Below are 21,605 nucleotides of genomic sequence, written 5' to 3' on the forward strand. Positions count from 1 at the left end.
TGTCCAGTGCGATGGTCGATCTGGAGTTCCACACCGGGACGCCTGCTGCCGATCCGATGCAGAAGCAGGCGGAGGTGCTGGAAAGCCTGGGCATGCCGCGTGCGATCCGGATGCGGCATGCGACGCCGCATTTCGCGCATGTGTTCTCGGGCGACGGCTATTCGTCTGGGTATTATTCCTACATGTGGTCAGAGGTGATGGACGCCGATGCGTTCGCTGCCTTCGAAGAGGCGGGTGATCCGTTTGATCCTGACGTTTCGGCAAGGCTGGAGAAGTTCATCCTGTCGGCCGGGGGGTCGGAGGATGCCGAGGCGCTGTATCTGAAGTTCCGGGGCAAGATGCCGGGGGTCGAGGCGCTTCTGAAGGGCCGCGGCTTGCTGGACGCGGCGTAGGAAAGACGGGACCGCGACCGGATGGCGCGGCCCCGGTGTTGTCACTGGCCGCGCGCCGCCAGCTTTTCGATGGCTTCCGCCGTGCGCTTGGTGTTGTCGGCGATGGCGATAGCGATGAAGACCATACCCATCAGAAGGATCGCGTAGAGCGGCCCGCCGATGATGAGGAGCAGGCCCTGAAACTGCCCCTGAATCAGCGCGGCGAAGCCCATGATCACCCCGACAAGAGCTATGAGCCCGCCGACGATCCAGACGATGGTTTCAAAGGACTTGATAACGAACTGACGCATTTTTCGGTTCCCTTGTTGATGACTTGTCATTGAAGCCTGTCCCAAGCCCTGCTTCGGTGCAACGAAGAGTGGCATGCCCTTGCCGGAGTAGATCGCCGGCGTTGCTCAATGGTCACGGCCGCTGCGGCGTGTCGCACCCGGGGCGATTCCAAAGGCGCGACGGAAGGCGCGTGCAAGGGTAGCTGGCGATGAAAAGCCGGTGCGAAGCGCGATTTCTGACAGAGGATGCGCGGTGTCGGTCAGCATGCGGCGGGCGGCAGCGAGGCGCAGGCTGAGGGCATAGGCGCCGGGCGTCAGGCCCAGGGATTTGCGGAACAGGGTTTCGAGGCGGCGGGCAGAGAGGCCGACCTTCAAGGCGATCGCAGCGACGGGCGCGGGTGTGTCGATCTGCGCCTCCATGATGGCTACGGCGCGTGCAACGCGCGGGTCCAACGCGGGGTCGGGCTCGGCGGGAGACGTTTGCGGCTCGGCGCCGGGGCGGGCTTGCGTGAGGAAGCTCATCGCCACTTGACGGGCAAGAGCGGCTCCATGGCGCGTGCCGATCAGGTGGAGCATGAAGTCGGCCGCCGGAGCGGCGCCCGCGATAGTCACGCGGTTGCGGTCGATCACGAAACGGTCGGGGACGACGTCGACCTCAGGGTGCGCGGCGGCGAGGTCTTCGAGGTCCTCCCAGTGGACGGTGGCCCGGTGGCCGTCGAGGAGACCCGCACGGGCACGGACCCAAGGGGCGCTGTCGATCCCGCCGACGAGCTGGAAGCGGGGCGCGATGCGGCGGAAGTCGCGGATCAGGGGACGGGTCGCGACTTCGGCGAGGCGGTAACCGGCGATGACGATCAGTGCCTCGGCGCCGACAGCGTGCGCAAGGGGGCCGGAGGAGGGCAGCTCGATCCCGCAGGTGAGGGGGACGGGCGCACCATCGGGCGAGACGACGCGCCAGCGGTAGGCCTCGTGCCCGAGCTGGCGGTTGGCGTTCCTGAGCGGGTCGAGGGCCGAGGCGACCTCGAGGATCGAGGCTTGGGGCAGGACCAGAAGGGCTATGGTCAGCGGCTGGTCTGAGGGCAGGAAGATGGCACTTTCCGTCATGCTGATTTCGTAAACTGCCAAGAGCGGTTTGGGAAGCCCGGTATGGTGAGGTGAAACCTGGGAGGATGCCATGCCGCTGACCATGAACCGCGAAGTCTTCATCACCTGCGCTGTGACCGGCTCGGGCGGCACGCAGGACCGGTCTCCGCATGTGCCGCGCAGCCCGAAGCAGATCGCCGATGCCGCAGTTGCGGCGGCGAAGGCGGGGGCGGCGGTGGTGCATTGCCATGTGCGCGATCCCGAGACGGGCAAACCCTCGCGCCGTCTGGACTATTACCGCGAGGTGACCGAGCGCATCCGGGACAGCGACACGGATGTGGTCCTGAACCTGACCTGTGGCATGGGCGGGGACATGTATTTCGATGATACCGAGACGATGACGACGATGGCGACGAAGTCCGACATGTGCGGGGCCGAGGAGCGGGTGGCGCATATCGTCGAGTGCCGGCCGGAGATCTGCACGCTCGACTGCGGCACGATGAACTTCAACGAGGCCGACTATGTGATGGTCAACACGCCCGGCATGCTGCGCGATATGGCGAAGCGGATGACGGCGGCGGGGGTGCGCATCGAGATCGAGGCGTTTGATACCGGGCATCTTTGGCTGGCGAAGGAGCTGGTTCGTGAGGGCGTCATCCCCGAGCCGGTGCTGGTGCAGCTGTGCATGGGGGTGCCGTGGGGGGCTCCCGATGACCTGAACACCTTCATGGCGATGGTGAACAATGTGCCTGCGGGCTGGGTGTTTTCGGCCTTTGGCCTCGGGCGGAACGAGATGGCCTATGTCGCGGCCGCAACGATTGCCGGGGGGAATGTGCGGGTGGGGCTGGAGGATAACCTGTGGCTGGAGAAGGGGGTTCTGGCGACGAATGCTCAGCTGGTGGAGCGGGCCTGCACGATCGTGGAGAACCTTGGGGCGCGGGTGATCACTCCGGCCGAGGTGCGGGCGCGGCTGAAGCTGGAAAAGCGGGCGCCGGTGGGGAAGTGATGGCGCTTTGGTTCTGGACCATCCTGATCTCCGCGCCTTTTGGGTATGCGGCATATCATCAAGCAGCAAACCGCGATTGGAAGATCATGACGGGCGCCCTTCCGCTGCTGATCATTGGCTTGGCATACATCCTCTTCATGGCGCCTGAGGATTTCTGGACCTCCAGAGAAGCATTCAGGAGCCATCCAGACCTATTCAAATTCAAGGCAGCAGTCTTTGCTTCCGGCGCAGGAATTCTAAGCGTTGCTGCCGCAGTCATCGGGAACTTCCTCCGAAATTGGTTGTCTCCGTTGCAAGTTGGACTGGCTGCGTTCTTTGCCGCCTTTGTTCCCCTTAATCTTTTCTTCTTCGTCGGGGGCCTTTCGTGACCAGAAAAGCAGCAATCATCGGCGGCGGGGTAATCGGCGGCGGCTGGGCGGCGCGGTTCCTCCTGAACGGCTGGGACGTGGGCGTCTTCGACCCCGATCCGGAGGCGGAGCGGAAGATCGCGGCGGTGATGGCGAATGCCCGGCTGGCGCTGCCGGCGCTGTCGGATGTGCCGATGCCAGCGGAGGGGAAGCTGACCTTCCACGGCACCATCGGCGAGGCGGTGGAGGGGGCGGAGTATGTGCAGGAGTCGGTCTCGGAGCGGATCGAGCTGAAGCAGAAGGTCTATGCCCAGTTGCAACAATCGAACCCTGGGGTGCTGATCGGGTCGTCCACGAGCGGGTTCAAGGCCTCCGATTTGCAGAAATCGAGCGTTGCGCCGGAAAACATCATTGTTGCGCATCCCTTCAATCCGGTTTACCTGCTGCCCCTTTCGGAAATCTCGGGGAGCCCGGCGAACCCTCCGGCGGTCGTGGAGAAGACCGTTGAGATCATGAAGGCCATCGGGATGTTCCCGCTGGTGATCCGCCACGAGATCGACGCCTTCATCGGCAACCGCTTCCTGGAGGCGGTCTGGCGCGAGGCTTTGTGGATGCTGAAGGACGGGATCGCCACGACCGAGGAGATCGACGAGGCGATCCGGATGGGGTTTGGCCTGCGCTGGGGTCAGATGGGCCTGTTCGAGACCTACCGGATCGCCGGGGGCGAGGCCGGGATGCGGCATTTCATGGCGCAGTTCGGGCCGGCGCTGAAATGGCCCTGGACGAAGCTGATGGATGTGCCGGAGTTCAATGATGAGTTGGTCGAACTGGTCTCCAGCCAGTCTGACGCGCAGTCGGGCAAGTACGGCATCCGCGAGCTGGAGCGGATCAGGGACCGGAACCTTGTGGGCTTCCTTCGGGCGTTGAAGGAGCGTGACTGGGGTGCGGGCAAGGTCTTGAAAGCGCACGATGAACGGCGGGCGGAGGTCTTCCATGCCGAGATGCAGAAGGGCCTCGACACCGGGGCGAAGTCGACCCCGCTGGTCATGTACCAGGGCCAGGTTCTGCCGGGCTGGATCGACTACAACGGGCATATGACCGAAAGCCGGTACTACTTTGTGAATTCCGAGACGGTGGACAACTTCCTGCGGATGATCGGGGCCGGGATGGACTATGTGGCGGCTGGTCACTCCTTCTACTCGGTCGAGACCCATATCCGGCATCTGGGCGAGGCCAGGCTTGGCGACCAGCTTAGGGGCGAGCTGCAGATCATCAGCGCCGACGAGAAGCGGTTCCGGAGCTTCGTGCGGATCATGAAGGGCGACACCTGCGTGGCCACGGTCGAGCAGCTTTGCCTCCATGTCGATATGAAAGCGGGCAAGACCGTCCCGGCGGCCGCTGAGGTCTGGGCGAAGCTTGAGGCAATCGCCAAGGCGCATGCGGGGCTGCCGTTGCCCGAAGGTGCGGGCAGGGCGGTCGGGCAGAAGAGGGAGTGAACCCATGGATTTCGGCCTGACCGAAGAACAGCGGATGATCGTCGAGACGACGCGGGCTTTCGTAGAGACCGAGCTTTACCCGCATGAGCAGATGGTCGAACGGAGCGGTCATCTGCCCTTGGAGCTGATCCGCGAGCTGCAGAAGAAAGCGATGGCGGCTGGGCTTTACGCGGCCAACATGCCGGTCGAGGTCGGGGGTGCGGGGCTCGATACGCTTTCCTGGCTTCTTTATGAGAAGGAGCTCGGCCGCGCGAACTATGCGCTCCACTGGACCGCAGTAGCGCGGCCGTCGAACATCCTTCTGGCCGGGAACGCCGAGCAGCGGGCGCGGTATCTGATGCCCTGCATAAGGGGCGAGACCTGGGATTGCCTGGCGATGACCGAACCCGGCGCGGGGTCGGACCTGCGGGGGATGAAGGCCTCGGCGCGGGCTGACGGGGACGATTGGGTTCTGAATGGGACAAAGCACTTCATTTCGCATGCCGATCTGGCCGGGTTTGCGATCTGCTTCATGGCAACGGGTGAGGAAGAGACGCCGAAGGGCGTGAAGAAGAAGATCACCGCGTTTTTCGTCGACAAGGGGACGAAGGGATTCACCGTGCGGGACGGCTACCGGAACGTATCGCATCGGGGCTACACGAATGCGGTGCTGGAGTTCGACGACTGTAGGGTGAACAAGCGCCAGATCCTGGGCGAGGTGCACAGGGGGTTTGAGGTTGCGAACTCCTGGCTGGGGGCGACGCGGCTGCAGGTGGCTTCTACCTGCCTGGGCCGGGCGGAACGGGCGCTTGACCTCGCGATTGCCTATGCGGCGCAGAGGAAGCAGTTCGGGCAAGCCATCGGGAAGTTCCAGGGGGTTTCGTTCAAGCTTGCCGACATGGCGATGGAGCTGAAGGCTGCCGAACTGCTGACTCGCGAGGCGGCCTGGAAGTACGACCAGGGCACGGTGACCGAAGGCGACATGGCGATGGCGAAGCTGAAAGCGACCGAAGTTCTGGCGATGGTCGCGGACGAGGCGATCCAGATCCATGGCGGGATGGGTCTGATGGACGAGCTGCCATTGGAGCGAATCTGGCGGGATTCGCGGGTGGAGCGGATCTGGGAGGGCACGTCGGAAATCCAGCGGCACATCATCAGCCGCGAATTGCTTAGGGCGGTTGGCGGGTGAGAGGTCGAACCGGGGGCGCTTCGCCCCCCGGACCCCCCGAGGATATTTGAGGACAAAGAATGACCAGGCGAGCCGTCTCGGTTAACCGGATGTTAGGAAACGTCGGCGAAAGTGCGACTGCGGTACAGGCGGGGACGCCGATGACCGTGACGAGGAATGGCACCTCGCTTCGGTCGCCGGGGCGAGGTGTTATCATTCTTTGTCCACAAATATCCTCGGGGGGTCCGGGGGGCGAAGCGCCCCCGGCGGTTGATGCAGCAGGCGGAGGCCGGGCATGAGTCGCCTAGACCGTCTCTTGCGCCCGCGCCACATTGCCGTTCTCGGGGCCGGTTGGGCGCTCAACGTGATCGAGCAGTGCCGGAAGATGGGGTTTCAAGGCCCGGTCTGGCCGGTGCACCCGACGAAGGCAGAGATCAGTGGGTTGAAAACCCACCCTACTTTGTCCGACTTGCCGGAGCCGCCCGATGCAACCTTTATCGGGGTCAACCGGAATGCCACGGTGGAGGTGGTCGCCGAGCTGCGGCGGATCGGCGGGGGCGGGGCGATCTGCTTTGCCAGCGGCTGGGAAGAGTCGGGCGAGGCGGGTCTGCAGCAGCAGCTGGTCGCGGCGGCGGGCGGGATGCCGATCCTCGGGCCGAACTGCTATGGGGTGATCAATTACCTCGACGGGGCGCTCCTGTGGCCGGACCAGCATGGCGGGGTCAGGGTGGACAAGGGTGTGGCATTGGTCAGCCAGTCCTCGAACATCGTGATCAACATGGGCATGCAGCAGCGCGGGTTGCCGGTGGCCCATGTGGCCTGCCTTGGGAATGCCGCGGTCGTGGGGCTTGCGGAGCTGACCGGGGCGCTTCTGGACGATCCGCGGGTCACGGCGGTCGGGCTCTACATCGAGGGGATCGACGATGCCCCGGCCTTTGCGGCTTTGGCCGAGAAGGCCAGGGCGATGGGCAAGGGGGTGGTGGCGATCAAGTCGGGGAAGACCGAGCTTTCCCGAACCGCTGCCGCGTCGCATACCGCGTCGCTGGCGGGCGGTGGGGCTGCCTCCAGCGCCTTCCTGCGGCAGATCGGGGTGGCGGAGGTCATGACGCCCTCGGAGCTGATCGAGACGTTGAAGGTTTTGCACGTCCACGGGCCGCAGATCGGGAGGCGGATCTGTTCGCTCTCGTGTTCGGGCGGCGAGGCGGGGTTGGTGGCGGACCTGGCAGCACCTTACGGGATCGACTTTCCGCCCGTCCCGCAGGCAACGCACGATCGGCTCTATGCGGTGCTGGGGTCGATCCCGACCATCGCCAACCCCTTGGACTACCACACCTTCATCTGGGGTGACGGGCCGAAGACGACCGAGGTGTTCTCGGCAATGCTTCAGGCCTATGACGCCGGGATGTACATCATCGACACGCCAAGGGCCGACCGGTGCGACCCGTCCTCCTACCAGCCCGCGCTGGATGCCATTGTCGCGGCGCAGAAGGCGACGGGGAAGATCGCGTTTCCGGTTGCCTCGATGGTGGAGAACTTCGGCGAGCCGCGCGTGCGGGCCATGATGGATCAGGGGGTCTGCACGCTTCTGGGGCTGGAGACGGCACTGGCGGCGATCAAAGCCGCGCAGACGCCAGAGGGTCTGCCGGGTTGGCGGCCGGCGAAGGCGCTTGCCCCGCGTGAGACGTGGATGCTGTCGGAGGCTGAGGGGAAGGCGCTTCTGGCTGAGGCCGGGGTGGCGGTGCCGAGGTCGGTGACGGGGGCGACGTTGGCCGAGGTTGCGAGGGCGGTGCGCTTTAGCGCACCCTACGCGTTGAAGGGGCTGGGGTTTGTGCACAAGACCGAGGCGGGGGCGGTGCGGTTGGGGCTCGCTTCGCTTGAGGGGCAGGCGGAGATGCCGGGCGCTGCGGGGTATCTTGTCGAGGAGATGGTGACGGGGGCGGTGGCTGAGGTTCTGCTCGGCCTTCGGCGCGATCCGGTCTATGGGGTGACGCTGACGCTTGGCTTGGGCGGGGTCACGGCGGAGGTGCTGGCGGATACGGTGACGCTGGTTCTGCCGGTGACAGAGGTGCAGGTGCTGGAGGCCGCAAAGGGACTCAGGCTTTGGCCGCTCTTGGATGGGTATCGGGGGCGGCCTAAGGCCGACATGGCGGCGGTCGCGGAGATCGCGGTGCGGTTGGGCGCGCTGATGCTGGCGGACGAGAGTCTGGAAGAGATTGAGATCAACCCGCTCATGGTGCGCGAACGGGGCGCCGTGGCGGTGGATGCGTTGGTCAGGAGGGTGTGATGCCAGAGATGCAGATGCGGACCGAGGGGCCGATCAAGACGCGGCGTGAGGGGGCTGTTCTGGAGGCCACGCTGGACGTGCCCAAGGCCAACGCGATCAGCCTGGCTACCAGCCGGGTGATGGGGTTGGTCTTTCGGGACTTCCGGGATGATGACTCGCTGCGGGTCTGTATCATCCGGGCGGCGGGGGAGAAGTTCTTCTGCCCCGGTTGGGACCTAAAGGCTGCTGCCGAGGGCGATGCGGTCGATGGCGACTACGGCGTCGGGGGCTTTGCGGGGCTGCAGGAGTTGCCGAACCTCAACAAGCCGGTGATCGCGGCGGTGCAGGGTATCTGCTGTGGGGGCGGGCTGGAGTTCGCTTTGTCGGCGGATCTGATCCTGTGTTCCACGAACGCGACCTTTGCCTTGCCGGAAATCCGGTCGGGGACGGTGGCGGATGCGGCGTCGATCAAGCTTCCGAAACGCATCCCGTATCATGTCGCGATGGACCTCCTTTTGACCGGCCGCTGGTTCGACGCGGAGGAGGCGTTTCGCTGGGGCCTCATCAAGGAGGTCTGCGCGCCGGAGGAGCTGATGGCGAAGACCTGGGAGCTGGCGCGGCTTCTGGAGAGCGGGCCGCCGCTCGTCTATGCGGCGATCAAGGAGGTGGTGCGGGAGGCGGAGGACATGCGGTTTCAGGATGCGATGAGCCGGATCGGAAAGCGGCAGTTCGTGACGGTGGACCGGCTCTATTCCAGCGAGGACCAGCTGGAGGGCGCAAGGGCTTTTGCCGAGAAGCGGGAGCCGGTCTGGAAGGGGAAGTGAGGGGATGTCCCACGGTGGGACAAATTCAGCCTCATTGATTTCAAACAGTTTTTCCTTTGAGTTGGTAAGGTTCTGGTAAGAAATGACAGTCAAAAGGGGAGTGAGCTGATGAAGATCATCGTTGTGGGGGCGGAGGGCGATGTCGGTCGCGCGGTCTGTGCGGAATTGTCCGGCCGGCATGAGATTATCCGTGTTGGCCGGACCAGCGGCGATGTGCAGGCGGACCTCGCTGACCGGTCGTCCATCGAGGCGATGTATCGCCGGATCGGCAAGGTCGGCGCGGTCGTGTCCGCCGCCGGTTCGGTGCACTTCGCAGCCCTGACGGAGTTTATGGAAGCGCAGTTCATGCTGGGGCTGACCAACAAGGTCATGGGCCAGATCAACCTGGTGCTTGCGGGTCTGAACCATGTCGAGGACGGTGGGTCGTTCACGCTGACGAGCGGGGTTCTTGACCGCGATCCGATCCGAATGGGGGCGGGTGCCGCGACGGCGAACGGTGCGCTTGGCGGGTTCGTGGTCGGTGCGGCTATCGAGATGCCGCGCGGGCTGCGGGTGAATGTCGTCAGTCCGGGGCTTCTGGAGACGTCGGTCGAACGCTACGGCAGCTGGTTTCCGGGCCATGTGCCGGTGCCTGCCGCGCGTGTGGGCCTTGCCTATGCCAAGAGCGTCGACGGGGCGATCACCGGGAAGGTGATCATCGTTGAATGACGGGTTCGGCAAAGGAGCCGCCAGATGAAACGAGCGTTGTTGGGTCGGGGTAGCGCGGCCGCTGCGGCGTTGAAGCTTTCGCCCGGCATCGTGGCGGGGGATTTTGTCTTTCTGACCGGCATGACGGGGAGCCGGGCGGATGGGTCGATGCCACTTGAGCCCGAGGAGCAGTTCCGGGCGGCGTTCGACAAGATCGGGGCGGTGCTGGCGGAAGGGGGGCTCGGGCACGATGCGATTGTCGAGATGACCTCGTATCATGTCGGGCTCAGGGAGCACTTCGACCTCTTCAACAAGGTCCGGTCGGGTTATGTGAGCGAGCCTTTTCCGGCCTGGACGGCTGTCGAGGTCGCGGGGTTGCGGCGAGAGGGGGCATTGGTGGAGATACGAGTGGTGGCGATGCGGGGCCCGCGTGGGGAGTGACGCCGGGAGCCGTCGAGCGTCGGAGTGGGCGCTTGCGGAGAAGCGCGAGCCGGTTTGGAAGGGGAAGTGATGCACCATTCGTTGACGGGAGTTGCGGCACCATGGCGGTAGCCCCGAATTGCGCCTGATAGTCCTGCCAGGTCTTGACGGAACAGGGGTGCTGTCAGCCCCGGTGGGCGCATACCTTCGCCGGTCGCATGAAGTGGATATCATCCGGTATCCGGACAACCTTTTCCGGTACGAAGACGTCGCGCTATGGCTTGAGCCGCAGTTGGGTGCGGGCGAGTATGTGATCATTGCCGAGTCCTTCTCGGGTCCTCTTGCCGTCATGATGGCTTCGGCGAAGCCCGCCGGTTTGAAGGCGCTGGTTCTCGTCGCCAGCTTTGCGCGGTCGCCTCGACGCGTTCCGGCGTTTGCGTCTGCTGTACTGTACCTTCTGCCGCTTCGGTCTGTTCTTCTGATCCGCCTGACCCGGTGGCTTCTTGTTGGAAAGTGGGGAACGACCGACTTTCCCGAGGAGTTCAGCCGCATTATTCGGTCAGTCCCGAGACGGACACTGGTTGGACGTCTGCGGGAAGTACTGAGGGTCAACGTTGTCGGCGCGCTGCAGCCCTTGGCTATGACTGGCCAGTTCATTGTGGCATCCAGGGATTTCCTTGTTCCGGCTTCGCGAGCCGAGGACTTTCGGGAGGCAGGATGGAATGTAGAAGCGGTCGAAGGACCACATTTCCTCAACTTTACCAGGCCGCAGGAAGTCGCCAGTCTGATTGAAAGGTTCCTTGCTGCGCAGTGCTGAGATGCCAACCACAGAGAAGCGGGAGCCGGTGTGGAAGGCTCAGCGGTAGAGCAGGTCGTCGAGTGACGATTGTGAAACGGTCTTTGGATCGAGGAGGCGAAGGGTATCCGCGTCTATGAGTTCAAAGACCGGCAGGCGCAGGTTTTGGTCTGCGATGCCCTTTCTCGCTCTTCCCGAGGTGTCGTAGTGGTCGGCCCGGCACGGATCGAACCAACCTTTGAAGTCGCCAGCTCCGTCTCCTAGCAGAACACAACCAAAACCGGACCCAATTCCAACCAACGCAATGAACTTGCCATCCGCCGTTGCGCGTCTCACGTGATCGTCGGCTGTGCCGATTGGTCTGCCTGCGACATCAGTGGTTTTACTGTAAAGCAGGTCCTCAAGAGCGACGGACTCGGCCGCAGCGATTTCCTCGTCCGTTCGGTGGCGGATGAAGACCGGTTGACCGAAATAACTGACGGTGATCTGGGTCCCCTCGGGGATGTCGGAGAGCTTGATCTCAAGACCTTCGTTCCTTGCGGAGACATCGGCGCTTGGCGAAAGGCTGCCGAGAAGCCCCCATCCCGCTGCACCAATCGCAACCGCTCCGGCGCCCGCCGACGCTATGGCAAGGAGGCTGCGGCGGGAGGTGGGTTCTGTGTCGGACACTGCGCGCCTCTGGATTGGCTTGGCCACCCTAGCATGAACTTCGGCCACACCGGCAACTGGCAACGGTGCTGTCGGTGGTCTTGCCGTTCGGCGATTTCGGGAGCAGGTTCCATACCCAAATGCCTCACCGCAAAAGGGGGACCCCATGCCCAACCACGACTACACCACCCGCATCCTCTGGACCGGCAACCGGGGGGAGGGGACGGCGCATTACAAGGCTTATGACCGGACCTGGGACATCGCGGTGCCGGGGAAGGCGGTGGTGCATTGCTCGAACGATCCGCTGCTGGGCGGGGATCCGGGGAAGATGAACCCGGAGGACTTGCTGCTGACGGCGCTCTCGGCCTGTCATATGCTTTGGTATCTGCACTATGCCTCGGATGCGGGGATCGTGGTGATGTCGTACTCGGACAGTCCCATCGGGGTCGGCGAAGTGGGGCGTGGGGGGGCTGGGCGGTTTCTCAAGGCGACGTTGCGGCCGCATGTGGTGGTGAGGCCGGGGGCTGACCTTGCGGCTGCCGAGGCGATCCATCACCGGATCCATGAGGTGTGCTTCATCGCCCGGTCGGTGAATTTCCCGGTGGAGTATGCGCCGACCTTTGCTGTGGAGGGCTGACGTCCGGAGTGCTCGTCGATGCATTTCATGCACTCCTCGCGGGCCGCCTCCGACGAGGAGACGAAGTCGAACGAGGAGGGCAAGCAGACCGCTGGCGCGTGGGCGACATCCGATGTCGCAAAGTGGACGGTTCAGGTGAGGGCGCCCGTCTAGGGTGCCGCGCAGGCCGGGGGACGGCCGCAAGGGGCGACATGGACGAGACCGACTATATCATCGTGGGCGCGGGCAGCGCGGGCTGCGTGTTGGCCGACAGGCTCTCGGCCAGTGGCAAGCACCGGGTGACGGTGCTGGAGGCGGGGGGCAGCGACCGGAGCTTCTTTGTCCAGTTGCCGCTCGGCTATGGGAAGCTTTTCTACAACCCCGAGGTCAACTGGCTTTACAAGACCGAGCCCGATCCGGGGCTGAACGGCGCCCGGGATCACTGGCCACGGGGCAAGGTGTTGGGCGGGTCGTCCTCGATCAACGCGATGGTCTACATCCGCGGCCACCGGCGGGATTATGACGACTGGGGGCGGGACAATCCGGGCTGGGGCTGGGACGAGTGCCTGACGGCCTACAAGGCGATGGAGGACAACGAGGCGGGCGCGGACGAGTGGCGCGGCCAGGGCGGGCCGCTGTTCGTTTCGGCGAACCGGTCGGGGCTGCATCCGCTGGTCGACCGGTACCTTGAGGCCTGCGATCAGGCTGGGCTGCCGCTGAACCTCGACTTCAACGGGGCCAGGCAGGAGGGCGCGGGCGTCTACCAGATGACGATCAAGGGCGCGCGGCGGAACTCGGCGGCGCGGGCCTTCCTGCGGCCGGCGATGAAGCGGGCGAATGTGCGGGTGATTACCGGTGCCCTGACAACGCGGGTTCTGGTCGAGAATGGCCGGGCGGTCGGGGTCGAGTACCGGCGCGGGAGCGAGGCGCGGGTGCTGCGGGCCAGGGGGGAGGTCATCCTTTCGGGTGGGGCGATCAACTCGCCGCAGCTCTTGCAGCTCTCCGGGATCGGGCCGGGGGCGCATCTGCAGTCGCTTGGCATTCCGGTGGTGCGGGACAACGCCAATGTCGGCGATCACTTGAGCGACCATCAGGGGCTGAACTACAGCTGGTCGATGAAGGTGCCGACCTATAACGACGAGCTGCGGCCCTGGTGGGGGAAGCTTCGCGCCGGGATGCAGTACTTCCTGACCGGCAGCGGGCCGTTGGCGAAAAGCATCAACCATGCGGGGGGGTTCTTCCGGACGCGGCCAGAGCTCGACCGGCCGAACATGCAATTGTATTTCCAGGCGTTTTCGACGCTGATCCCGCGCGATGGCGAGCGTCCGGTGCTGACGCCGGACCCCTGGTCGGGGATGAGCATCGGGTTGTCGAACTGTCGGCCCACAAGCCGGGGGCACATCCGGCTGCGGTCGGCCGATCCGGTGGCGCATCCGGCGATCACGGCGAACGCCTATTCGACCAACGCCGATGTCGAAGAGATGCTGGCGGCGGTGAAGTTCGTCCGGGGCATCGCGGCGCAACCGGCACTTGCCTCGCTGATCAAGGAAGAGCTGCGGCCGGGGCCGAAGGTGGTGACGGACGATGAGCTGATCGACGACTTCCGGTCGCGGTCGGGGACGGTCTACCACCCAAGCTGCACCTGCCGGATGGGCCCGGATGCGGCCTCGTCGGTGGTGGATGCGGGGCTTCGTGTGCATGGGGTGGGCGGCCTTCGGGTGATCGACGCGAGCGCCTTCCCGACCATCATTGCCGGGAACACCAATGCGCCCGCGATGCTGATGGGCTGGAAGGGCGCGGACGCGGTGCTGGCGGACGCGCGGTAGCTTCAGACGGGGGAGCCAGCCTCGGGGCATCGAACCCCTCGGCTGGCGCTGCCGCGGAAGGACGCCTGGCGGCGGGGTTTGCGGCGAGGTGGAGGCCTCCGGCGGGGATATTTGGACAAATGTGAAAGGGTTTGGGCCGCGCCAGGTGCGTTGGTGCGGGACTGGCTATTCACCCCTCGGGAACCGCTTCTGATCCTCCAGCACGTTCAGGTCCATGTGGTTGCGCATGTAGCGCTCCGAGGCGGCGCGCAGGGGTTGGTGGTCCCAGGGGTAGTAGGCGCCGTTGCGGAGGGCCTCGTACACCACCCAGCGGCGGGCTTGGCTTTCTCGGACGGCGGCGTCGAAGGCGGCGAGGTCCCAGCGCTGGTCGGCGAGGATGCGGAAATGGGTGAGGATGTCGGCGGCGCGGGGGTCGGCGGCGAGGTTTTGGCGTTCTTCGGGGTCGTTGGCGAGGTCGAAGAGCTGATCGGGGTCGGCGGGGCAGCGGATGTATTTCCAGGCGCCTTCGCGAAGGGCGACCATGGGCGTTATCGTCCCTTCGGCGGCGTATTCCATGGCGACGGGTGCGCGTCGAGCGCCTTGGGCCACGGGGATGAGGTTCACGCCTTCGGTCCAGGGGGCGACCTCGTCCATCGAGATGCCGGCGAGCGCGGCCAGGGTGGGGGCGAGGTCGATGGAGCTGACCGGGGTTTCCACGAGACCGGCAGGAACGTCGGGCGCGGCGATCATCAGGGGGACGCGGGCCGAGCCTTCGAAGAAGTTCATCTTGAACCAGAGGCCGCGGTCGCCCAGCATCTCGCCGTGGTCGGAGAGGAAGACCACCACGGCGTCCTGCCGGGTGGCTTCCAGGACGGCAAGGATCTCGCCGATCTTGTCGTCGATGTAGCTGATGTTGGCGAAGTAGCCCTGGCGGGCGCGGCGGATTTGCTCGTCGGTGATGTCGAAGGCGCGCCAGTCGCAGGCGTCCATCAGGCGTTGGGAGTGCGGGTCCTGATCGGCGTAGGGGATCGGGGTTGGGGCGTCGAGTTCGGGGGCGTTTTCGTAGAGGTCCCAGTACTTGCGGCGGGCAACGAAGGGGTCGTGCGGGTGGGTGAAGCTGACGGTCAGGCACCAGGGCCGGGGGTCGAGGCCGCGCGAGAGGTCGTAGAGCTTCTGGGTCGCCTGATGGGCCACGTCGTCGTCGTATTCGTACTGGTTGGTGATCTCGGCCACGCCCGCGCCCGTCACCGAGCCGAGGTTGTGGTACCACCAGTCGATCCGCTCACCGGGTTTGCGGTAGTCCGGGGTCCAGCCGAAATCGGCGGGGTAGATGTCGGTCGTGAGGCGTTCCTCGAACCCGTGCAGCTGGTCGGGGCCGACGAAGTGCATCTTGCCACTGAGCGCGGTCTGATAGCCCGCCCGCCGCAGGTGGTGGGCGTAGGTCGGGATGTCGGAGGCGAACTCGGCGGCGTTGTCGTAGACGCGGGTGCGGCTGGGCAGCTGGCCGGACATGAAGCTGGCGCGGGCGGGCGCGCAGAGCGGTGAGGCGGTGTAGGCATTGGCAAAGCGGGCCGACCGCGCGGCGAGGGCACGCAGGTTCGGGGTGTGCAGGAATTTGGCGGGGCCATCGGGGAAAAGCGTCCCGTTCAGTTGATCGACCATCAGGATCAAGAGGTTAGGCTTGGTCATCCGGATGTCCCCTTCCAGTTGTCGGGCCATGTGATGACCAACGGGCCGTCCCGTCTGGCCCCCGACCGACGCCGCCGGGTCGGAACCGTCATTCCTGCGGGAAGCTGCCGCCCGTCGCCTCGGTCACCTGATCGGCAGCGGCCTTGACCAGGGCGCCGATCCGGGCGGCATCGGAGAGACCCATGCGGAAGGCGGGGCCGGAGACGGAAAGGCCTGCGACCGGCTCGCCATGGCCGTTGAAGATGGGGGCGGCGACACAGCGCATGCCTTCGGCGCGTTCCTGATCGTCGATCGAAAAGCCGCGGTCGCGGGTGCGGTTGAGGTCGCGCATCAGGGCCGAGTCGCTGGTCAGCGTCAGGGTGGTGAACTTCTCGAGGCCTTTGCGGGCGATGATGGCCCTGACCTTCTCCTCTGGGTACCAGGCCAGAAGCGCCTTGCCGATGCCGCTTGAGTGCATCGGCGCGCGGGTGCCGGGCGGGAAGAAGGCGCGGATCGCCTCATGCGTTTCGACCTGGGCGAGGAAGACGACCTCGTCTTTCACCTCGATGCCAAGGTTCGCCGTCTCACCCGTTTCGCGCATGAGCTGGTCCATCGGCTGGCGGGCGCGTTCGACGACCTTGGTCCGGCGCAGGAAGGCCGAACCCACGCGGAAGGCGCCGGGGCCGATGTGCCAGAACTGGCCGGGCTCTTCGACCTCGACCATGCCATGGCCCTGCAGCGTGACAAGGGCGCGGAAGACGGTGGCGACAGCCTCGCCCGTGGCTTCGGTGATCTCGGACAGCGTGCGGCCGGGGTGGGTTGCGACATGCGACAGGATCGCGAGGCCCCGGTCCAGCGCCTGCACGGTGTTCTGGTCGGTCTTGTCGTGAAACGCCTTCGGCCGTCCGCGGGGTTTCTGAGCCATGTTCGTGCCTTTCTAGGAGTTGAAAAAGCGCAAAGTGTTGACTTCACTTGTGATTAGCATGTTGCCATTGAAATGAAAAATGTTTTCGAAAAAATTGTGTCAGGAGGAGCGGGGGAATAGCTTGGCCTTGTCCGTAAGGAGAGAAACCCGATGTCCTTCCAGAACCCCGTCTTCATTCCCGGCCCGACCAACATCCCGGATTCGGTCCGCAAGGCCTGCGATATGCCGACGCTCGACCACCGTTCGCCTGCGTTCGGTCGGCTTTTCAGGCCGGCGGTCGAGGGGGTGCGGCGGGTCATGAAGATGACAGAAGGCGAGGTCATCCTGATCCCTTCGACCGGTACCGGCGGCTGGGAGGCGGCGGTCACCAATACCTTGTCGCCGGGCGACACGGTGCTGGCGGCGCGCTTCGGGATGTTCAGCCACCGCTGGATCGACCTTTGCCAGCGGCACGGGATCGATGTCGAGATCGTCGAGGCGCCCTGGGGCGAAGGCGCGCCGCTTGCGGCTATCGAGAAGGCGCTGAAGGCGGACAAGGCGGGTCGCATAAAGGCCGTGCTGGCGACGCACAACGAGACTGCGACCGGGGTGAAGTCCGATATCGCGGGCATCCGCCGGGCGCTGGATGCGGCGGGGCATGGGGCGATGCTGTTCGTCGACGGGGTGTCGTCGATTGCTTCGATGCCGTTCGAGTTCGCGGGTTGGGGCGTCGATATCGCGGTGGCGGGGAGCCAGAAGGGGTTCATGCTGCCCGCGGGTCTTGCGATCCTGGGTGTCAGCCCGAAGGCGATTGCCGCGGTGGAGACGGCCCGGTTGCCCCGGACTTTCTTTGATTTCAGGGACATGCTGGCGTCTTATGCACGCGGTGGATACCCCTATACTCCCGCTGTCGGCCTGATCGCGGGCCTTGCGCATTCCATCGACCTTCTGGAGGCCGAGGGGCTGGAGGCCGTCTACGCCCGCCACCACCGCCTTGCGGAAGGCGTCCGCCGGGCGGTCTTTGCCTGGGGGATGGCGCCGTTTGCGACCTCGGCCGAGCTTTACTCGGACACCGTGACGGCGGTCAGGGTGCCCGAGGGTTGCGACGGGACTGCGCTGGTGCAACTTGCGGCGTCGAAATACGGCATGGCCTTTGGGGTGGGACTGGGGGAGGCTGCGGGCAAGGTGTTCCGCATCGGGCATCTGGGCATGCTGACCGAGGCGATGGTGCTGTCGGGGCTTGCGGTCGCCGAGATGTGCATGGCCGATCTGGGCTGGACCGTGAAGCTTGGGTCGGGGGTTGCAGCGGCGCAGGAGTACTACCGGGGCAGCGCGGCTTCACTGGCGCTGGCGGCGGAGTGAGGCGCAAATCTTTTCGAAAAGATTTGCAAATTCCTTCGAAGGAATTTGGCCCCGGCGGGGAGAGGACAGGATGAAGGACCTGAAGGACATGCAGATCCCGACCTTTGACGACGTGCTGGCCGCACACTGGCGGATCGGACCTTACATACACCGGACGCCCGTCCTGACATCAAGCTATTTCAACGACTTGACCGGGGCCGAGCTGTTCTTCAAGTGCGAGAACTTCCAGAAGGCCGGGGCGTTCAAGGTTCGGGGCGCCTGCAACGCGGTCTTCGGGCTTTCGGATGACATGGCCGCGAGGGGCGTCTGCACCCATTCCAGCGGCAACCATGCGCTGTCGCTGTCCTATGCGGCCGGGCAGCGGGGCATTCCTTGCAACGTTGTCATGCCGCGCACCGCGCCGCAGGCGAAGAAGGACGCCGTGCGCGGCTATGGCGGGGTGATCACGGAATGCGAGCCCTCGACGTCGTCCCGTGAGGCGGTCTTTGCCGAGGTGCAGGCCCGGACGGGGGGCGAGTTCGTGCACCCGTACAACGATCCGCGTGTCATTGCTGGTCAGGCCACGTGCTCGCGTGAACTGTTGGAGCAGGTCGAGGGGCTGGACGCGATCATTGCGCCGATCGGCGGGGGCGGAATGGTGTCGGGCACCTGCCTGACCGTGTCGTCGGTCGCACCGGGGGTAAAGGTCTACGCGGCCGAGCCGAAGAACGCGGACGACGCGTACCGCAGCTTCAAGGCGGGCCGGATCATTGCCGATGATGCGCCCGAGACGGTGGCGGATGGCCTCAAAGTGCCGCTGAAGGACCTGACCTGGCACTTCGTCAGCCGCCACGTGACCGACATCTTCACCGCGACCGAAGACGAGATCGTCGAGGCGATGAAGCTGACCTGGAAGCGGATGAAGATCGTGATGGAGCCAAGCTGCGCGGTGCCGCTGGCCTGCATTCTGGCCAACCCTTCGGTCTTCCGCGGCCGCCGGGTCGGGGTGATCGTGACGGGCGGGAATGTAGACTTGGACAGCCTTCCCTGGATGAAAGGATAAAGCCAATGAACAAGCGTGAGGATTTTCAAGGCCTTGAGGTCGGCTACGACATTCCGGCCCTGCCGGGGATGGACGAGGCGGATATTCAGACGCCGTGCCTTGTGCTCGACCTGGATGCGCTGGAGCGGAACATCGTCAAGATGGGCGATTATGCGAAGGCCCACGGGATGCGGCACCGGGTGCATGGCAAGATGCACAAGTCGGTCGATGTGGCGAAGCTCCAGGAGCGGCTTGGGGGATCGGTCGGGGTGTGTTGCCAGAAGGTATCGGAGGCCGAGGTCTTTGCCCGTGGCGGGATCAAGGATGTGCTCGTCAGCAATCAGGTGCGCGATCCGGTGAAGATCGACCGGCTGGCGCGGCTGCCCAAGCTGGGAGCGCGGACGATTGTGTGCGTGGACATGCCGGAGAACGTGGCCGACCTGTCGGCAGCGGCCGTCAGGCACGGCACGACCCTCGAATGCCTGGTCGAGATCGACTGCGGCGCGGGGCGCTGCGGTGTGAAGACGACGCCTGAGGTGGTGGCGCTGGCCCGGGCGATCGACGCGGCCGAGGGGCTGAAGCTCTCGGGCATCCAGGCCTATCAGGGTGCGATGCAGCACATCGACGCCTACGCGGACCGCAAGGCCACGATCGACCTCGCCGTGGCGCAGGTGAAGGACGCGGTGGACGCGCTGAAAGCAGAGGGGCTGGACTGCGACATCGTCGGCGGGGGCGGGACCGGCAGCTACTATTTCGAAAGCGCCTCAGGGGTTTACAATGAGCTTCAATGCGGGAGCTATGCCTTCATGGACGCGGACTACGGCCGCATCCTCGACAAGGACGGAAAGCGCATCGACCAGGGCGAATGGGAGAATGCGCTTTTCATCCTGACCTCTGTCATGAGCCATGCGAAGCCCGACAAGGCCATCGTCGACGCGGGGCTGAAGGCGCAGTCGGTGGACTCTGGGTTGCCGGTGATCTTTGGCCGGACGGATGTGAAGTACGTCAAGTGCAGCGACGAACATGGCGTGGTCGAAGACCCGCAAGGGGTGCTGAAGGTCAACGACAAGCTGAAGCTCGTCCCCGGCCACTGCGACCCGACCTGCAACGTGCATGACTGGTATGTGGGCGTCCGGAACGGCAAGGTCGAGGTCGTCTGGCCAGTCTCGGCCCGCGGCAAGGCCTATTGATCGCCGGGGCGCCTGGCCCGTTCGGTCGGACGCCTCCGGCGGGAGTATTTGGAAATGAGCAAATCGGGGCGCGTTCCCCAGGGCAGGCCGTCATGCTGATCGTCCCCGAGGCGCTGGTCGCCTCTCTTGTTTCGCCCGATGACGCCTTTGTGGCGGTCGAGGCGACCTTCGCCGCCATGGCGCGGGGGGAGGCGTACAATTTCCCCGTGGTCCGGGAGGCGCTTGGCGAGGGGCGGCAGTACGGGTTCAAGTCGGGGATTGACCGGGCTGGAGGTGTGCTTGGGGTGAAGGCCGGGGGCTACTTCCCTGGCAATGCCGCGAAAGGGTTGGTCAACCATCAGTCGACGGTGTTTCTCTTCGACCCTGATACCGGACAGCCGACGGCGATGGTCGGGGGCGGGCTTCTGACGGCGCTTCGCACGGCGGCCGCTTCGGCTATCTCGATCGACCGGTTGGCTTTGCCGGATGCGCGGGTGTTGGGGATTGTCGGCGCGGGGCACCAGGCGGGGTTCCAGCTTCGGGCAGCTGCGCGCGTGCGGCGGTTTGAGCGGGTGATCGCCTGGAACCGTCATCCCGAGATGCTGCCAAGGCTTGGGGCGGTGGCGGCGGAGCTGGGCCTGCCGTTCGAGGCGGTGGATCTGCCGCGGATGCGCGAGGCGGAGGTGATCATCACCATTACGTCCTCTCCGGCGGCGAGCCTTATGGCCGGCCATGTCTCGGCCGGCACGCATCTGGCCTGCATGGGGACGGATCCGAAGGGCAAGCAGGAGGTCGAGCCGGCGCTGGTCGCGGGGGCATCGGTCTTCACCGACGAAGTGGCGCAGTCTGTTTCGATTGGCGAGGCGCAGCATGCGGTGGGGACGGGGCTGCTTGATGCCAGCTCTATCGTGCCGATTGGCGAGGTGCTGATCGGCAGGCATCCGGGGCGGCGGTCGGCGGACGAGATCACGCTTTTCGACGGGACGGGGGTAGGGCTGCAGGACCTGGCGGTGGCGTCTGTCGCGGTGGCGCGGGCGCGGGAGCGGGGCCTTGGGGTTGAGGTCTAGGCGTTGGTCTTCCGGATTGTAACGGGCACAAGTTTTGATCAAATCCCTGTTGATGCTGTGACAAACCCATGCTCTGACTGAAGAAATCGGTTCAGGAGGGCGGGCGTGCGGGTCTTCATCAACGGCTTCGGGCGGATCGGGCGGTCGGTTCTGCGGGCCTATCTGCAGTCGCCTGATCGTTGGGGCGGGCTGGAGATCGTCGGGATCAACGACATCGCGGCGGCGGAGATGTGCGCCTATCTCTTTGAATACGACAGCGTCTTCGGGCCCTGGCGGGGTGTGGTGGCGCTGGAGGGTGGGGCGCTGGTCGTGGATGGGCGGGCGATCGCTTTGCACCGGGTTTCGGACCTGTCGGGGCTGGACCTGACGGGGGTCGACCTGGTGATGGAGTGCACCGGGCGGGAGGTGGCGGAGCGGGGGTTGGCTGCGGGGGCCAGGCGGGTGCTGATCTCGGGGCCGTCGTCGGCGGCGGAGGTGACGGTGGTGCTGGGGGCGAACGAGGGTGTGCTGGGGGATCAGAGGATCGTGTCGAACGCGTCCTGCACGACCAACGCTTTGGCCCCCTTGGCGCGGTTGATCCATGAGCGGTGGGGGATTGTGACGGGGTCGATGACG

22 protein-coding genes are annotated in these 21,605 nt (G+C 65.2%); 17 read left to right on the top strand and 5 right to left on the bottom strand.

Annotated features, from left to right (window positions below; all coding sequences use genetic code 11):
* Positions 1-392: M3 family metallopeptidase (locus ACRCSW_RS11420; protein WP_438705167.1), on the top strand; the 392-nt coding region annotated here is incomplete at its 5' end.
* Between the two features lie 41 nt (positions 393-433).
* Here ACRCSW_RS11420 and ACRCSW_RS11425 read toward each other — a convergent pair.
* The gene (locus tag ACRCSW_RS11425; protein ID WP_438705168.1) at positions 434-682 is read right to left on the bottom strand and encodes a hypothetical protein; all 249 of its coding nucleotides are present in this window, start codon (positions 680-682) and stop codon (positions 434-436) included.
* A gap of 105 nt (positions 683-787) precedes the next feature.
* Complete coding sequence (locus ACRCSW_RS11430; protein WP_438705170.1) at positions 788-1,765, bottom strand: GlxA family transcriptional regulator; 978 nt, start codon at positions 1,763-1,765, stop codon at positions 788-790.
* A 70-nt stretch (positions 1,766-1,835) separates the two neighbouring features.
* On the opposite strand from ACRCSW_RS11430, the gene ACRCSW_RS11435 reads away from it, so the two are divergent.
* From ACRCSW_RS11435 to ACRCSW_RS11475, 9 genes are all read left to right on the top strand, one after another.
* A complete protein-coding gene (locus ACRCSW_RS11435; protein ID WP_438705172.1) occupies positions 1,836-2,750 on the top strand; it encodes a 3-keto-5-aminohexanoate cleavage protein in 915 nt (304 codons plus the stop codon).
* Positions 2,750-3,118, top strand: a complete 369-nt coding sequence (locus ACRCSW_RS11440) for a hypothetical protein (protein WP_438705174.1) — start codon at positions 2,750-2,752, stop codon at positions 3,116-3,118. Before ACRCSW_RS11435 ends, ACRCSW_RS11440 begins: the two co-directional genes overlap by 1 nt.
* A complete protein-coding gene (locus tag ACRCSW_RS11445) occupies positions 3,115-4,593 on the top strand; it encodes a carnitine 3-dehydrogenase (RefSeq protein ID WP_438705176.1) in 1,479 nt (492 codons plus the stop codon). Before ACRCSW_RS11440 ends, ACRCSW_RS11445 begins: the two co-directional genes overlap by 4 nt.
* A gap of 4 nt (positions 4,594-4,597) precedes the next feature.
* Complete coding sequence (locus ACRCSW_RS11450) at positions 4,598-5,761, top strand: acyl-CoA dehydrogenase family protein (protein WP_438705178.1); 1,164 nt, start codon at positions 4,598-4,600, stop codon at positions 5,759-5,761.
* A 274-nt stretch (positions 5,762-6,035) separates the two neighbouring features.
* Positions 6,036-8,024: an acetate--CoA ligase family protein gene (locus tag ACRCSW_RS11455; RefSeq protein ID WP_438705180.1), complete on the top strand. Its 1,989-nt coding sequence runs from the start codon at positions 6,036-6,038 to the stop codon at positions 8,022-8,024.
* Complete coding sequence (locus tag ACRCSW_RS11460; RefSeq protein WP_438705182.1) at positions 8,024-8,827, top strand: carnitinyl-CoA dehydratase; 804 nt, start codon at positions 8,024-8,026, stop codon at positions 8,825-8,827. Before ACRCSW_RS11455 ends, ACRCSW_RS11460 begins: the two co-directional genes overlap by 1 nt.
* A 108-nt stretch (positions 8,828-8,935) precedes the next feature.
* Positions 8,936-9,535 carry a short chain dehydrogenase gene (locus tag ACRCSW_RS11465; RefSeq protein WP_438705183.1) on the top strand — a complete coding sequence of 200 codons (600 nt, stop codon included), beginning with the start codon at positions 8,936-8,938 and terminating at the stop codon, positions 9,533-9,535.
* A 24-nt stretch (positions 9,536-9,559) separates the two neighbouring features.
* The gene (locus tag ACRCSW_RS11470) at positions 9,560-9,955 is read left to right on the top strand and encodes a RidA family protein (protein WP_438705184.1); all 396 of its coding nucleotides are present in this window, start codon (positions 9,560-9,562) and stop codon (positions 9,953-9,955) included.
* Positions 9,956-10,157: 202 nt separating this feature from the next.
* Positions 10,158-10,751: an alpha/beta fold hydrolase gene (locus ACRCSW_RS11475; RefSeq protein WP_438705186.1), complete on the top strand. Its 594-nt coding sequence runs from the start codon at positions 10,158-10,160 to the stop codon at positions 10,749-10,751.
* A 39-nt stretch (positions 10,752-10,790) separates the two neighbouring features.
* Here ACRCSW_RS11475 and petA read toward each other — a convergent pair whose 3' ends face one another.
* Positions 10,791-11,399, bottom strand: a complete 609-nt coding sequence (gene petA / locus ACRCSW_RS11480; RefSeq protein WP_438705187.1) for a ubiquinol-cytochrome c reductase iron-sulfur subunit — start codon at positions 11,397-11,399, stop codon at positions 10,791-10,793.
* A gap of 145 nt (positions 11,400-11,544) precedes the next feature.
* Between petA and ACRCSW_RS11485 the strand changes: the two genes are divergently transcribed.
* Both ACRCSW_RS11485 and ACRCSW_RS11490 read left to right on the top strand, forming a co-directional pair.
* The gene (locus ACRCSW_RS11485) at positions 11,545-12,015 is read left to right on the top strand and encodes an OsmC family protein (RefSeq protein WP_438705188.1); all 471 of its coding nucleotides are present in this window, start codon (positions 11,545-11,547) and stop codon (positions 12,013-12,015) included.
* 191 nt (positions 12,016-12,206) lie between these two features.
* Complete coding sequence (locus tag ACRCSW_RS11490) at positions 12,207-13,820, top strand: GMC family oxidoreductase (protein ID WP_438705190.1); 1,614 nt, start codon at positions 12,207-12,209, stop codon at positions 13,818-13,820.
* A 165-nt stretch (positions 13,821-13,985) separates the two neighbouring features.
* Here ACRCSW_RS11490 and betC read toward each other — a convergent pair whose 3' ends face one another.
* Positions 13,986-15,488, bottom strand: a complete 1,503-nt coding sequence (betC, locus tag ACRCSW_RS11495; RefSeq protein ID WP_438705192.1) for a choline-sulfatase — start codon at positions 15,486-15,488, stop codon at positions 13,986-13,988.
* Between the two features lie 88 nt (positions 15,489-15,576).
* Positions 15,577-16,392, bottom strand: a complete 816-nt coding sequence (gene bhcR, locus ACRCSW_RS11500) for an HTH-type transcriptional regulator BhcR (RefSeq protein ID WP_438705193.1) — start codon at positions 16,390-16,392, stop codon at positions 15,577-15,579.
* Between the two features lie 150 nt (positions 16,393-16,542).
* On the opposite strand from bhcR, the gene bhcA reads away from it, so the two are divergent.
* The 5 genes from bhcA to ACRCSW_RS11525 form a co-directional block, all read left to right on the top strand.
* On the top strand, positions 16,543-17,733 hold the full coding sequence (bhcA, locus tag ACRCSW_RS11505; RefSeq protein ID WP_438705194.1) for an L-aspartate--glyoxylate aminotransferase BhcA: 1,191 nt from the start codon (positions 16,543-16,545) through the stop codon (positions 17,731-17,733).
* 70 nt (positions 17,734-17,803) lie between these two features.
* Positions 17,804-18,775, top strand: coding sequence for a beta-hydroxyaspartate dehydratase BhcB (gene bhcB / locus ACRCSW_RS11510; protein WP_438705196.1), 972 nt, complete (start codon positions 17,804-17,806; stop codon positions 18,773-18,775).
* Positions 18,776-18,780: 5 nt separating this feature from the next.
* Complete coding sequence (gene bhcC, locus ACRCSW_RS11515; RefSeq protein ID WP_438705198.1) at positions 18,781-19,944, top strand: 3-hydroxy-D-aspartate aldolase BhcC; 1,164 nt, start codon at positions 18,781-18,783, stop codon at positions 19,942-19,944.
* 92 nt (positions 19,945-20,036) lie between these two features.
* A complete protein-coding gene (bhcD, locus tag ACRCSW_RS11520; RefSeq protein ID WP_438705200.1) occupies positions 20,037-20,990 on the top strand; it encodes an iminosuccinate reductase BhcD in 954 nt (317 codons plus the stop codon).
* A 105-nt stretch (positions 20,991-21,095) separates the two neighbouring features.
* The coding region (locus ACRCSW_RS11525; RefSeq protein ID WP_438705202.1) for a glyceraldehyde 3-phosphate dehydrogenase NAD-binding domain-containing protein at positions 21,096-21,605 on the top strand (510 nt) is incomplete at its 3' end.

It is taken from the genome of Tabrizicola sp. (assembly GCF_051645465.1).
GTDB lineage: Bacteria > Pseudomonadota > Alphaproteobacteria > Rhodobacterales > Rhodobacteraceae > Tabrizicola.